Source organism: Butyrivibrio sp. AD3002, from assembly GCF_000420905.1.
Lineage (GTDB): Bacteria > Bacillota > Clostridia > Lachnospirales > Lachnospiraceae > Butyrivibrio.
Genome location: NZ_ATVV01000008.1, coordinates 49,896 through 62,643 on the forward strand (window position 1 = coordinate 49,896; position 12,748 = coordinate 62,643).

The following is a 12,748-nucleotide window of genomic DNA, read 5'->3' on the forward strand; positions in this document are numbered from 1 at the left end:
ATGTCGTTTCCCTTCCATGGAAACAGGTTGCTTTCCGTTGCTAATAAATATATCGGTGCATCTGTAAAAAATATTAGTCCACTTTTATTGATTTATTTTATTATTTATCCGATAGCCTTCTTAACCGCCTCTAATACACGGTCTGCCTGGAAAGGCTTAACAATAAAGTCCTTCGCACCGGCCTGTATTGATTCGATTACCATCGCCTGCTGGCCCATAGCCGAGCACATAATGCAACAAGCATTGGGATCCGCAGCCTTTATACCCTTCAGAGCACCAATACCATCAAGCTCCGGCATGGTAATATCAAGAGTTACAAGATCAGGCTTAAGTTCGTTATACTTGTCGATTGCGATCTTACCATTTTCGGCCTCACCGGCAATCTCATAACCACCCTTTGTCAGAATGTCTTTCAACATCATGCGCATAAAAGCGGCATCATCTGTAATAAGTACTCTCTTAGCCATTATGAACCTCCATATTTTCTATTCCGGATGTTTAATTTGCGCTCCGGTAAATCTCTCGAATTCATTTTCTATTTTATCATAAATTTTTCAAAAAAAACCCTAAATCGTCGTTCAAACAATTAAAAAATGATAAAATTTCGTTCCGTTTCGAAATAAATTCTAAAAAATGTATATATAAGCCCATCAAGACATCATTATATATAGTTGTATTGTCATCATGTTATATTAGAATGCACTTTTATTTCTTGATTGTCACTTTATTCTGCAAAAATTATCTATATTCATTCCTCAATTTCTAAAGAATTTATCTGGATTCCTTTACCCTTTAATAATTTTCCTTTTCTTTCTCCGCAATCAGGACATTTATATCTGTTTTCTTTGTCCGGATGATATGTATTTCCGCACCCTTCGCACTGAATTTGCACTTCGATCAGATTGGTTTCCAGCTCTGTATCACTCAAATTCGTTCCTTTTACTGCTTCCGGATAGTATTTGTGTAAATAATACGGCACAACGCCGCTCATCTCACCTACATCAACAATTATTTTTTTTACTTTCCTGATATTATTTTTTTCGGCTTCTTCCTGTACTGCATTAACAATATCTATGATATAGCTCAATTCATGCATTTTATCGGCCTCCTTAAATTGTGTATACAATATAAAAAATAATCCAATGACTTTTTCAGTCAATGGATTCTAAATTATTTTCGTTGTTTTTTATTAAATATCTATAGTTATTTGTGATATTGGCTATTTGCAATGCTTTTCAATTTAATAATATATGTTATTTATATACATTAACCTATTGAGTCAATATTTACAATATTAATATATATATGTATAAATATTAATCATTATCCTCTATATCGCTGAATATCATTATATATAACACATGATATATATCAAATTGTTTCCACAGTTCTATTATAATCTGCTTAATTTATATTATTTTTATAATTTCCAGAATAAACAGATATTTTAAATTTTAGTCAGTCTATTCTTTCCTTCATCTGATCTGGGCTTTTAATTTCACTTTATATGTCGAAAAATCAGGATAAAAACCCAGGATTTTTTCACGAAATTTTCCCTGATTTTTTTCTGTTTTACTCTCTATTTTTTTAGATTTTAAAAATGCATATATGTAATCAAAATACATTTATATAATATCATCTTTTTATATTATTATCAAGTATACAAATCAACATAATATAAATGTATATGCACATTTTTATATATTTTCATCTTTATATTTGCTCATCATTATTTACAAATACTATTACATATTGATGATTATTATTCTAAATATATTGTTTTATTTATATATTTATATATTTTTATTTAGATATTTGTACATCATATATTCATCATCTAATGATACTATTATATCATACTTACATTCTAATAATATAGATATATATCATGTAAACATAATATATTGATGTCTATATATATTGATACATTATGATGTCTATACCTAAATACATGTTTACATAACGATATATTTATCACATATTCCATTAATATATTTGTATCAAGTCATCATGATGTTATATCCAAAGTTACTTGATATGTTTACATAATGATGTCACTACATCATTTTTCCAACTTAATAACCATGTATTTTGAAACGTATATAATGTAACCAGTTCAGGCCAAGCTTACTACATATATACAAGTCATAACTCAATATATTGTATTTATTATTATTGTAGGTACTATATGTTGTATATATTTATATATCATGATGTCATTACATCATTGTAAAAAACGATCATTATTTGCGTGAAAACTCTAACTATATACGCCAAGGCTGCGTCATGGATCAACACATCACTGCATCAATATATAGTATGTTGTTTTGATGTATTGATGTAGTGTATTATCCACACCATTTTATATGTTCAGCATTAATTATTCTATATGACATCATGTTGTATTGTTATTTTTATATACATCTATATTATTTAAATGATGTCATGTTAGCATATTACATTATTCCATTTATATATATGTATCTTGTTACATTTATTTTATGATATACATATATACATATATATAAATATATTATTAGCAATATATTTATATATCTATATATTGTTATATCAAATAACACATATATCATTTTATATTTATCTTTACACATCTAATCAGCAATGTTACAATATACAATGATTAAATGTGATAAATGGGAGGGAATATGAAGACAATTTCATTTTGCAACCAAAAAGGTGGCGTTGCAAAAACAACATCTACTTATGCATTAGCATCCGGTTTGGCAAAAAAACGTTACAAAGTACTTATGATTGACTCTGATCCACAGGAAAATCTCAGCCAGGCTGCAGGAATTGATCTATATAACATACCTGCAGCTACATTATCTGACGTATTTAAGTCAGAAAAAGGGGAGCCCGGAGCAGATATAAATGACACTTTGATACCTATAAATAATAATTTAGACCTTATTATAGGAGGAATTGAATTTACTTCTGCTGATTTGGACTATTCAGGTGTTACTTCCAGAGAATTTATGCTTAAAAGAGCATTGAAAAAGCTAAATAAGGAATATGATTATTGTATTATTGATTGCAGCCCTACATTGGCCCTTATTACACAGAATGTACTTGCAATTACAGATAAGATTGTAGTTCCTATGACACCAGAGGCATTCGCAACAAATGGTGCAAATATGCTGTTTTCATGGATATCTGTCATGTCAGAGAGATTAAATAATCCTGATCTTGATGTAGCCGGAATCCTCGTAACCAATTGCAGAAATACCAATAATGCCAATATTTGGCTCGAAGGTATTGAAATGCTGGCAAAAGAGTATGAAATAAAGGTATATAACACCAAAATACACCAAAATGTCGCTGTAGAGGAGTCTCAGACACTTAATCAGTCATTATTCGAATACGCACCTAATGCACGTGCTACAAAAGATTATGAAGCATTTGTTAAAGAGTTTCTGAAAGGGGAGTCAAAATGAAAAAGAATTTGCACAATGCAATGGCAAAAAACTTCCAGAAAATGGTCAATGACCAGCCCATACAGGAGACACCTGCGAAAGCAGAAAATACAACAAAGAAAGAAACAAAAAAAGATACTGTATCTGACGTTATTGAAACACCCGTTATTGATGAAAAGCCTGTAAATAAGAAGGTTCCGGAACCAGAAATTGAACAAGTACTTCCAGAACCTGTACAGCCTGCTGCGCAGCCTGTACCTGCACAAGAACAGCAAATATCTGTTGCTACTCCTGTAGCTGCATCAGTTTCAACAAATGCTCAGACTGTAGTTCAATCCTCTGTACCAGTGCAGCCCACACAACCTGTACAGCCAGCTCAGCCGATTCAGCCTATACAACAGGTGCAACCTGTTCAACCAGTAGTTTCATATGTTCAGGAAGCGGCTCCTGCTATGCAGCCACAGATAGTATATGCAGAGCAGCCTACAGTACAGCCCACTACTGTTTATGAAAATGAAACAACAAAAGCTTCCAAAAATGTTGGACGTAAACCAATTCCTTTAATGCCTGAAGAGAAGAGTAGTGGTGTTCTACATATTAGATTAGGAGAGTTAAGATCATATGTTGATTTTATGACTCAATCCGGTAAAATATCTTATCAGCAATATATTAGTAATCTTATTGAACAGGATTATGAGAAAAATAAAGATTTGTATCTAAAATATAAATCCTTTATGGAACAATTAAATATTTAAACAACGTATGTTGTTAACAATATATATTAATTAACAACAAAATTCTTTATTAATTAATAACCTCGAAATGCCAGAAGATATGGGCCTTTCGAGGTTTTTTTGTCTAGAAAAAGGGCTTAAGGTAAGTAGTTATTTGGTACATGATGATTACTTAAATGGAATAAGATGATATAAAAATGGGTCATATAAAACAAAGAAAAAGTAAAGAATAAGTAGTAGTTAGTAGAAAATAGGGATTTTTAGAAGAGTTAATTAGTAGATTTTGGGATGATAAAAAAGAAAAATGGTAAAATCCAGTAGTTTTTAGGTAGATATATCATAATGTTTCCGGATCAGGCCTAAGCGGGGGAATAAGCAGCAAAACGCGTCAAATTCACAGTATTTCTATTATTGATCGCATATACTTTAATAACTTAGTAGAAAAAAGGGATATATAAATCCTTTTTAGTAAGTTTTTGGGGAGGTTTTATAGTAACTTCGATAGAAAAAGGGTACATAAATGTACAGTAAAGTAGATAAAATGAAAAAAAAGCGTTTTTTAGCCTAATTTTATTGACCGGAAAAAGATTAATATCAGAGTAGTTAGTAGTAAAAGGGGATATTTATGACCAAGTTAGTAGAAAAAAGGTATATAATTTGATTTATTTAGTAGTTTATGGGGAGATTTTATACTTTATTAGTAGTAAATGGGTATATATTTTATTTGGTACTCTATAAGTCAATTTTATAAATGACTCATATAGTCAACCGTAATTATCAATATACCGATAAAATAACATAGAATATAATAGAAGATATTAGTTAAGGGGTATATAATATTATCAAAAAGGAAGAAGTTTAATAAAATCAGGTATTTTTTGTTTACAGTGTGATATAATAGCTCTATAATAAGCTAGTATTAAAAAGGTATGAATAAAGACCTTTTGGGGTGAAGGAGGTTGTTTTGGGGCGCAAATCAAAACAGCAGATGGAAGAAGAAACAACTGCTATTGAAAGTTTTTTATCTAATCAGCATTACAAAAAGGCAAATACGCTGATCAATTCTAAAGGAAGATCTACACTTCTTGTCCAGAAGCTCTTTGCAGTAAGTATAGCAAAGGCAGAGCTTAATCAGGATAGCAATACACTGGAAGCAAATATATACGGAACTGACTTAAAGAAGATTTTTGGCGTTAAGGGTGGCTCTTTTTATGAACATATAAAGGCTGCCATTGAGCCTGTGAAGTCAAAACCATCAATACTTGACTGGAGAATTATCTATTCCAATGATGATACCAGAGAGATTGAGGCCATAAATGTCATTACGGATGCCTCTTTCAAAAACGGAGTTCTGAATGTGCGCTATAACAGTAAGATTACTCCTTATCTGGCAAATCTTCAGAACAATTATACAGTTCTTAGTCTGGCGGAAGCTGTACAGCTTAACAGCGTATATTCATTCAGATTATACGAGATTTTGAAGGCTGAAATGGACAAACAGCGTGCTATTACAAGAAAAGAAGGGCCATATTACGTTCAGTATCATCTTACAGATTTGAAACTTCGTCTGGGAATAATCGACTCTCAGGCAGATCCTGCAATAATCAGCGCACTTAAGAAGGGAAATCCGGATTACGATGCTATAGAGAAGCAGGCTGACAAGCTGGATGGGGCAGGTAAACTTAAGACTTTTGGTAATTTCAAGAAGTTTGCTCTTGATAAAGCACAGAAAGAATTAAATGAAACCACCAGTATCTGGTTTGATTATGAACCGGTCAAGGCCGGAAGAGGTGGAAAAGTAGTAAGTATCAGATTTAAGATCGATGTAAATCCGAGGGTTAAGAATAAAAATAACGCATGTGATGATTTAAATCAGAAGGAAACAACTATAAATCCTGCACGTGAATTGGAGCTTATGGATCAGGTACAGGATATTATAGACGAAAAGATTAAGATTTCAGAGATCAGGTCTATTTTGAAGGCATCAAATTATAACCTGGATAAGATAAAAAATGCGTATGATTTATATTTGAGACAATCCGGTAATGTGGAAAATTTTGTTGGATGGATGATAGCGGCAATTAAGAATAAATACACATCAGCAGGAGTAAAGGCAAGTCCTATCGTCGGAGAATATGTGCAAAGTACTTTTTCCTATGAGGATATGGAATCGGAACTTCTTGATAATTTCTAAAGAAAAAAGAGCTCAAACGAGCTCTTTTTTTAATACATAAAAAAATATTGGATTAAATTACATCCGAATCAACCGGCTACAAGATGTGATTCCTGATAACCATTGATCAATGCTGCGATCTTGTTCTTATCGCCGATTACAGATACATATAAAGGCTTCAATAAGTTAAGTGAAAGAAGACCAATGATGGATTTGCCATCAATGTAGCTGTGACCGCTGCGAACATCGATCTGGCAAGATGAACTTGAATTCATCTGCACGAACTTAATTACCTGTTTTTTGTCTGTGAAACTGATTTTTACGTCTTTTGTCATAGTACAAATCGCGCTAATTTTGCGCTTCCCCCTATAGAAAATGATTAAAAAATACAGTCAATACGATAACATAAACTTACGAAAAGAACAACCACAAAATATAGCATATAAAAATTTAATAAATACAATATATCGGAAAGTAAAATGATATTATTGCGTCAAAATGTGTAGAAATTGCGAAAATTTGCGAAAAAAAGGCTGAATTCCATAAAAAAACTATAAAAACACAGATTATTCATAATTCGTGTGGTATATTGAATTTGGAAATAAAGAAAAATACAGAAAGGAATGGGCGATGTATATGAAAAAAGTGCTTTTTTACGGTGATTCGAACACATACGGATTTGATCCCAGAGGAATGATGGGCGGAAGACTTCCCGCATCAGAGAGATGGACAGATATATTGGCTTCAAAGGTGTATGAAGATTGGCGAGTTTTTGCTGATGGAATGAATGGCAGAGTAATACCGGATAATCCCTATTCCCTTTTATCTCTAGACAAGACAGTTTTGGAGAATAGTCCGCTTGATCTGTTTGCAGTTATGCTTGGAACAAATGATCTTATAAGCATGTCTCTTCCTGATGCTGAGACGGTTGCGACAAAAATGAGAGATTTTATCGAAAGACAGCTGGCAAGGACAGAGTTTATTGATAATAAAACCGGATTTCTTCTGATTGCTCCTCCAAGAATACTTCCTCATATGGATGAAAATCTGGAAGAGGCAGAGGCTCAGAGAAAGAGATTTTCTGCTGAACTGGATATAATTGCGCAGGAAGTCGGAATATTCTTTGCAGATGCAAGTGAATGGGATCTTGAGATGTCCTTTGACGGTGTGCATATGAATGCGGACGGACACAGGGTATTCGCAGATAAAATGGCAGATATTCTTCAAAACATCGATCTTACCCAGGAAAGACATGAAGTTGATGATTATGTGTGCGCTCATCTCGCGTGATAACCAATTGTCTATAAATTATAACATTATTTAATATAACTAAAATCCACGAAGTTATCGACTTTGTGGATTTTTTGTTGCATAATATAAGAGTGCATAAAGCATTTTGGAAATGCCAATTAATGACTAGTATAGTCAAAAACTTACTTAATTATAGCACGTGATATTATAAAAATAATTAGTAGTTTTGGGGGATGATAATTTAGCATTATGAGAGTTGAGGAGAGAAGAGTAACGACAAAAAGGGGTATGGAATTAAAACTTCGAACTCCGACGGCAGAAGATGCTGAGAAAGTATTGGCTTTCAGGAGGGATGTTGCCGGTGAGACAGTATATCTGACCAGGTATCCCTACGAAATTGAAAATTCCGTGGAAAAAGAGCGTGAAATCATAGGAAATTATTTAAGGGCTGAGCATCTTGGCATGATAGCGATTTTTGATGAGGATTTAATCGTAGGAGTCACTTCAGTAAGCCCTGTGGGTTTAAACTTCAAAACTCGTCACAGGGCTTCAGCAGAGCTTGTGGTGAGAAAACAATACTGGAATTTGGGACTGGGGTCACATCTTCTTGATCAGGCTATAGAGCTTGCTGAGAATTGCGGATATGAGAGATTGGAGCTCAGTGTTTTTGCTGATAATGCAAGAGCACTTAGATTATATAAGAAAAAGGGATTTTTGGATTGCGGTCAGATTCCGCAGGCTTTCAAAATGATGGATGGGACCTATCATGATGAGATTTTGATGTCCAAGAATTTATGGAGACACTAGTACGATGCGAACATCTTTTGCGCCGATGGAAGGCATAACATTATATTGCTACAGAAATGCTCATCACAGAATCTTTGAGGAGGGTATAGATGTCTACTATACCCCGTTTTTATCGATTTATAAGCATCATTCGATAAAAAAGAGAGATATCCGTGAGATATTACCTGAAAACAATTCTGAGCAGGGAATAAGGATAATACCGCAAATAATGGCAAATGATGCGGATGAGATAATTTGGGCATTGGGCGAGCTTCATTCGAGGGGATATGATGAGATAAACCTGAATATGGGCTGTCCGGTGGGAACAGTAGTAAGTAAGCACAAAGGTTCAGGAATGCTAGAGGACCCCGAAAGACTTGATGTATTGTTTGCAGAAGTTTTTGACGATAAGATAACAAGGGATATTAAATTTTCGGTAAAAACCAGGCTGGGACTTGTAAATCCGCATGAATTCGAAGATATTTTACCTGTACTTAATAAGTATCCCTTTTCAAGTGTAATAATACATCCCAGGGTTAGAACTCAGATGTATAAAGGACTTCCTGACATGGGGGTTTTTTCCTGGGCTTATGAAAACAGTAAGAATCCTGTAGGATATAACGGTAATATATTTCATGCAGAGGATTATCAACGAATCATAGGACAGTTTCCGGATTTATGCGAGGTAATGCTGGGAAGAGGGTTGGTTGCAAATCCTGCACTTGCAAGACAGATAAGCGGAGGATCAGGAATAACACTTCTTGAATTAAAGGATTTTATCCGAGAACTTGAAAACTGTTACAAGGTAGAAATTCCTGCAGAAGAATCAATAATGCATAAAATGAAAGAAATATGGTTTTATGTTGGAAATCTTTTGATACAGGAAAATGGACAAGCGGCTGAGCCCTATATACACAAGATAAGAACTGCAAAAAATATTGCGGAATACAGGAATGCCGAGAGGGCAGTATTCAAAAATTGCATAATAAAAGAGACATGACAACAATACATCATGATGTCATGCTGTATAAAAGGAGTATTTATTGCGGAATATCCTTCATGAGCATTTCATGTATGGCTTTTGCCAGGATTTCATCCGGTGCAGCTTTAAGCTTTTTGGCTTTTTCAGCTTCCTCAGGATGTGTTGGTATATCCGCTAATTCTTCTTTTTCCTTATTTTCTGCGCCCATATCGCCTCCTGATATAGAGTGTTTATATACTAATCATATCACTAAAATGGGACCAGAGGCACAAAAAAATGCGGTTTTCATTTTGAAAAATAGCGAAAAAGCGTATAAAAGCGTTGATTTAGATGATAGGTAGTGGTAGAATTTCTTTAGTTTCAAAATACAACCTACAAAGGGGGATAAAAAATGAATAAGACAGAACTTGTAGAAGCTATTGCTAAGGAAACAGGTCTTTCCAAGAAGGATTCTGAGAAGGCTGTTAAGGCTTTCATTGATGTTGTTTCTAAGACACTTAAGAAGAAGGATAAGGTTCAGCTCGTTGGCTTTGGTACATTCGAGACCACAAAGAGAGCAGCTAGAACAGGTAAGAACCCTCAGACAGGTGCTTCCATTAAGATTCCTGCTTCAATCGCTCCTAAGTTCAAGGCTGGTAAGGCCCTTAAGGATCTCGTTAACAAGAAATAATTCAGATCATGAGCTTAGACCCGGGGTGTCATTGGCACTCCGGGTTTTTCAATTTTTACGAGGAATAATTTATGAAAATATTTAAATCTTTTGTAGTTACATTGGCAATTGTATTGGCTATCGGAGGAATATATCTTTACAGTAAAGATTCAATTTTTAATACAAATACCGAGGAGACCGCGGAAACTTCCGAAGAGACGAATGCGGAAGGTGCGAAAAAGCCTGAGGAAAAAGGGATAACAGGTGCTATAGAAAGTGCCAAAAAGGAAGTAGTAAAAGGGGTTGCAAAGACTGTTGTAAACAAGGCTATCGAGGAATACGCAGAAAAGTCCGATTCGGAAGTTAAGGAAAAGTTGGAATCAATTACCGAAGAGGAGAAGGATAAGGTTTCTGAGATTATTTCCGAGAATATCTCTCTTGAATCGATGGGAGATGTGGAATCCTATATATCAAATAAGGATGTAGATGGTCTTATGGACTATGCACAGGACAAGCTTACAGCTGAAGATTATTCTGAATTGACCGGAATTCTTGAAAAGTATTCCGATGGTGTTATGGATCAGATTGACGGAGCTACAAATTAAAATATGAAAAATACAGAGGTGACTGCGGCGGATGCCATAAAGGTAAAGCTTCCGCTGAAAGAATGTCTGATTGGCGAGGCACATTTTTACAAAAAAGTAGCGATGGTTGTCTTGCCGATGATTATACAAAACACCTTGTCCAACGTTGTGGGACTTTTAGATAACATTATGGTTGGGCAGGTTGGAACACTTTCGATGTCAGCGGTTGCAATTGTTAATCAGCTGATGTTTGTATTCATGTTGTGCGTCTGGGGTGCTCTTGCGGGAGCAGGTATTTTCGGAACACAGTTTTTTGGAAAAAGAGATTATGAAGGAGTAAGAATCACCATGTGTTTTAAAATGATAGTAGCGCTGGTGATTTCTGTTTCTGCGATTATTTTGTTCAAAATAGCAGGAACAAGCCTCATTGAGTTATATATAGCAAAAGAGACATCTGCCGAAGAGGCTGCGGAAACAATGAGACTTGCAAGAAATTATCTTAATATTTTGCTTGTAAGTCTTGTTCCGTTTGGTATTACGCAGGTCTATGCAGGAACCATACGTGAATCGGGGAAGACCACACTTCCGATGGTTGCCAGCATGACTGCTATGATTATTAATTTCATATTTAACTACATACTGATATTCGGTCATTTCGGCTTTCCAAAGCTCGGGGTTTCCGGAGCGGCAATAGCAACTGTTATTTCAAGGTTTGTTGAATCAAGTATAGTAGTATTCAGAGGTCATCTTAAGAAGGCAGAGTACGAGTTTTTGAAGGGCTTATATAAGAATTTTCATGTACCTGTGCACATGATATGGCCGATATTGTCAAAGAGCCTTCCGCTTTTGGTAAATGAATGCCTGTGGAGTCTTGGACAGGCGGTTTTACTGCAGAGTTATTCCATGAGAGGAATAGAGGTAATTGCCGCGATGAATATTGCCAATACAATAGCACAGATATTTAATGAGGTATTTTTATCTCTTGGTAATTCAACATCCATTGTGGTAGGACAGGAGCTAGGAGCGGAGCATTATGTGAAGGCGAGGATTTATGCATGGAGAATGGCGGCTCTTAGCATAACAAGCTGCATAATTATGGGCAGTTTATTGTTTTTAGTATCACCCGTTATTCCTCAAATTTACAACACTGAGCCCGAGATCAGGAATCTTGCAACGGAATTTATTAGGATTGTTGCGTGTGTAATGCCTGTAAATGCTTTTGCAAATGTGTCATACTTTACATTAAGATCAGGAGGAAAAACTCTTATTACATTTTTGTTCGACAGCTGCTTTACATGGGCGGTAAGTGTTCCGGTTGCCAGAGTTCTTGCAGGATATACCGTGATGGCTGTGACCACGGTTTACTTCTGTGTTTGCGCATTGGAACTGATTAAGAGTACAATAGGATTTATACTTGTGAAAAAAGGTGTTTGGGTTAAAAATATCGTCAAAAATGCATGATGTATTTTAAGGAGGATGATATGGATATTGAAAAACCCGCATGGATTCTCAAGGAAAAAATATTCTCCGAGGACCATATGTTTACGCGCATGCTCGGTTACGCTATCGAGGAAAATCTCTCAGAGACCTATCAGGCTCTCTATTATGCCAGAGATAAACATGCCGGGCAGACACGAAAGAAAAGTCCCTATACGCAGGAGCATATTCCGTACATAATCCATCCTCTAATGATGGCCTGTCATGCGCACGCGATGGGAATAAAGGATGATCGGCTCCTTGCGACGATTCTTTTACATGATGTCTGCGAGGATTGTGGGGTGGCACCGGAGGAACTCCCTTTTTCAGACACTGTAAAGGAAGCAGTCAAGCTATTGACCAAACCGGTCGATTACAGCGGGACTGCTGATGAAAAGAAGAAATACTATGATGGAATAGCGACAAACGCCATGGCATCGATAGTTAAGGGGCTAGACAGGTGTAATAATGTTAGTGTTATGGCGATGGCTTTTTCTACCGAAAAAATGATCGATTATGTGGAAGAAACACAGGAATATCTGTATCCGATATTGGAAAAACTGAAATATGACAATCTTGAGTATAATGACGCTGTTTTCCTTATAAAATATCAGCTTAGAAGCATGTTGGAGACAATAAAGGCGTTTATTATAAAGTTAAATTGAAACACAAATCCCCG

14 protein-coding genes are annotated in these 12,748 nt (G+C 35.2%); 10 read left to right on the forward strand and 4 right to left on the reverse strand.

Annotated elements, in window-relative coordinates; genetic code table 11:
* Positions 1–104 precede the first annotated feature (104 nt).
* Positions 105–467: a response regulator gene (locus G596_RS0107405; RefSeq protein ID WP_022761203.1), complete on the reverse strand. Its 363-nt coding sequence runs from the start codon at positions 465–467 to the stop codon at positions 105–107.
* 281 nt (positions 468–748) lie between these two features.
* Positions 749–1,159 (reverse strand): hydrogenase maturation nickel metallochaperone HypA/HybF, encoded by a 411-nt coding sequence (locus tag G596_RS0107410; protein ID WP_242829173.1) that lies wholly within the window; start codon positions 1,157–1,159, stop codon positions 749–751.
* Positions 1,160–2,666: 1,507 nt separating this feature from the next.
* Between G596_RS0107410 and G596_RS0107420 the strand changes: the two genes are divergently transcribed.
* The 3 genes from G596_RS0107420 to G596_RS0107430 all read left to right on the forward strand — a co-directional run bounded on the left by G596_RS0107420 (position 2,667) and on the right by G596_RS0107430 (position 6,362).
* On the forward strand, positions 2,667–3,455 hold the full coding sequence (locus tag G596_RS0107420) for a ParA family protein (RefSeq protein ID WP_022761206.1): 789 nt from the start codon (positions 2,667–2,669) through the stop codon (positions 3,453–3,455).
* A complete protein-coding gene (locus G596_RS0107425; protein ID WP_022761207.1) occupies positions 3,452–4,189 on the forward strand; it encodes a hypothetical protein in 738 nt (245 codons plus the stop codon). Before G596_RS0107420 ends, G596_RS0107425 begins: the two co-directional genes overlap by 4 nt.
* Positions 4,190–5,132: 943 nt before the next feature.
* A complete protein-coding gene (locus tag G596_RS0107430) occupies positions 5,133–6,362 on the forward strand; it encodes a replication initiation protein (RefSeq protein ID WP_022761208.1) in 1,230 nt (409 codons plus the stop codon).
* Between the two features lie 68 nt (positions 6,363–6,430).
* Here G596_RS0107430 and G596_RS21375 read toward each other — a convergent pair whose 3' ends face one another.
* Positions 6,431–6,676, reverse strand: a complete 246-nt coding sequence (locus G596_RS21375) for a PTS sugar transporter (RefSeq protein WP_022761209.1) — start codon at positions 6,674–6,676, stop codon at positions 6,431–6,433.
* Between the two features lie 301 nt (positions 6,677–6,977).
* Between G596_RS21375 and G596_RS0107440 the strand changes: the two genes are divergently transcribed.
* From G596_RS0107440 to G596_RS0107450, 3 genes are all read left to right on the forward strand, one after another.
* Complete coding sequence (locus tag G596_RS0107440) at positions 6,978–7,631, forward strand: GDSL-type esterase/lipase family protein (protein WP_175475245.1); 654 nt, start codon at positions 6,978–6,980, stop codon at positions 7,629–7,631.
* Between the two features lie 249 nt (positions 7,632–7,880).
* Positions 7,881–8,399: a GNAT family N-acetyltransferase gene (locus tag G596_RS0107445; RefSeq protein WP_170832652.1), complete on the forward strand. Its 519-nt coding sequence runs from the start codon at positions 7,881–7,883 to the stop codon at positions 8,397–8,399.
* Between the two features lie 4 nt (positions 8,400–8,403).
* Positions 8,404–9,378: a tRNA dihydrouridine synthase gene (locus tag G596_RS0107450; RefSeq protein WP_022761212.1), complete on the forward strand. Its 975-nt coding sequence runs from the start codon at positions 8,404–8,406 to the stop codon at positions 9,376–9,378.
* Positions 9,379–9,418: 40 nt separating this feature from the next.
* Here the strand turns inward: G596_RS0107450 and G596_RS24725 are convergent, their stop codons facing one another.
* Positions 9,419–9,568: a hypothetical protein gene (locus G596_RS24725; protein WP_022761213.1), complete on the reverse strand. Its 150-nt coding sequence runs from the start codon at positions 9,566–9,568 to the stop codon at positions 9,419–9,421.
* Positions 9,569–9,751: 183 nt separating this feature from the next.
* Here G596_RS24725 and G596_RS0107460 point away from each other — a divergent pair, with 183 nt between their 5' ends.
* The 4 genes from G596_RS0107460 to G596_RS0107475 all read left to right on the forward strand — a co-directional run bounded on the left by G596_RS0107460 (position 9,752) and on the right by G596_RS0107475 (position 12,734).
* Positions 9,752–10,030, forward strand: coding sequence for an HU family DNA-binding protein (locus G596_RS0107460; protein WP_022761214.1), 279 nt, complete (start codon positions 9,752–9,754; stop codon positions 10,028–10,030).
* A gap of 71 nt (positions 10,031–10,101) precedes the next feature.
* Positions 10,102–10,614: a hypothetical protein gene (locus tag G596_RS0107465; RefSeq protein WP_022761215.1), complete on the forward strand. Its 513-nt coding sequence runs from the start codon at positions 10,102–10,104 to the stop codon at positions 10,612–10,614.
* A 3-nt stretch (positions 10,615–10,617) separates the two neighbouring features.
* Positions 10,618–12,054, forward strand: a complete 1,437-nt coding sequence (locus G596_RS0107470) for an MATE family efflux transporter (protein ID WP_022761216.1) — start codon at positions 10,618–10,620, stop codon at positions 12,052–12,054.
* A gap of 20 nt (positions 12,055–12,074) precedes the next feature.
* Positions 12,075–12,734, forward strand: a complete 660-nt coding sequence (locus G596_RS0107475; protein WP_022761217.1) for a bifunctional (p)ppGpp synthetase/guanosine-3',5'-bis(diphosphate) 3'-pyrophosphohydrolase — start codon at positions 12,075–12,077, stop codon at positions 12,732–12,734.
* The last annotated feature ends 14 nt before the right edge of the window (positions 12,735–12,748 follow it).

What these genes read in the sequence shown, in the direction of transcription:
- G596_RS0107470 (WP_022761216.1), top strand. Translation starts at nt 10,618, where the DNA reads ATGAAAAATACAGAGGTGACTGCGGCGGATGCCATAAAGGTAAAGCTT.
- G596_RS0107420 (WP_022761206.1), top strand. Translation starts at nt 2,667, where the DNA reads ATGAAGACAATTTCATTTTGCAACCAAAAAGGTGGCGTTGCAAAAACA.
- G596_RS0107465 (WP_022761215.1), top strand. Translation starts at nt 10,102, where the DNA reads ATGAAAATATTTAAATCTTTTGTAGTTACATTGGCAATTGTATTGGCT.
- G596_RS0107405 (WP_022761203.1), bottom strand. Translation starts at nt 467, where the DNA reads ATGGCTAAGAGAGTACTTATTACAGATGATGCCGCTTTTATGCGCATG.
- G596_RS0107440 (WP_175475245.1), top strand. Translation starts at nt 6,978, where the DNA reads ATGAAAAAAGTGCTTTTTTACGGTGATTCGAACACATACGGATTTGAT.
- G596_RS0107460 (WP_022761214.1), top strand. Translation starts at nt 9,752, where the DNA reads ATGAATAAGACAGAACTTGTAGAAGCTATTGCTAAGGAAACAGGTCTT.
- G596_RS24725 (WP_022761213.1), bottom strand. Translation starts at nt 9,568, where the DNA reads ATGGGCGCAGAAAATAAGGAAAAAGAAGAATTAGCGGATATACCAACA.
- G596_RS0107450 (WP_022761212.1), top strand. Translation starts at nt 8,404, where the DNA reads ATGCGAACATCTTTTGCGCCGATGGAAGGCATAACATTATATTGCTAC.
- G596_RS0107425 (WP_022761207.1), top strand. Translation starts at nt 3,452, where the DNA reads ATGAAAAAGAATTTGCACAATGCAATGGCAAAAAACTTCCAGAAAATG.
- G596_RS0107475 (WP_022761217.1), top strand. Translation starts at nt 12,075, where the DNA reads ATGGATATTGAAAAACCCGCATGGATTCTCAAGGAAAAAATATTCTCC.
- G596_RS0107445 (WP_170832652.1), top strand. Translation starts at nt 7,881, where the DNA reads ATGGAATTAAAACTTCGAACTCCGACGGCAGAAGATGCTGAGAAAGTA.
- G596_RS21375 (WP_022761209.1), bottom strand. Translation starts at nt 6,676, where the DNA reads ATGACAAAAGACGTAAAAATCAGTTTCACAGACAAAAAACAGGTAATT.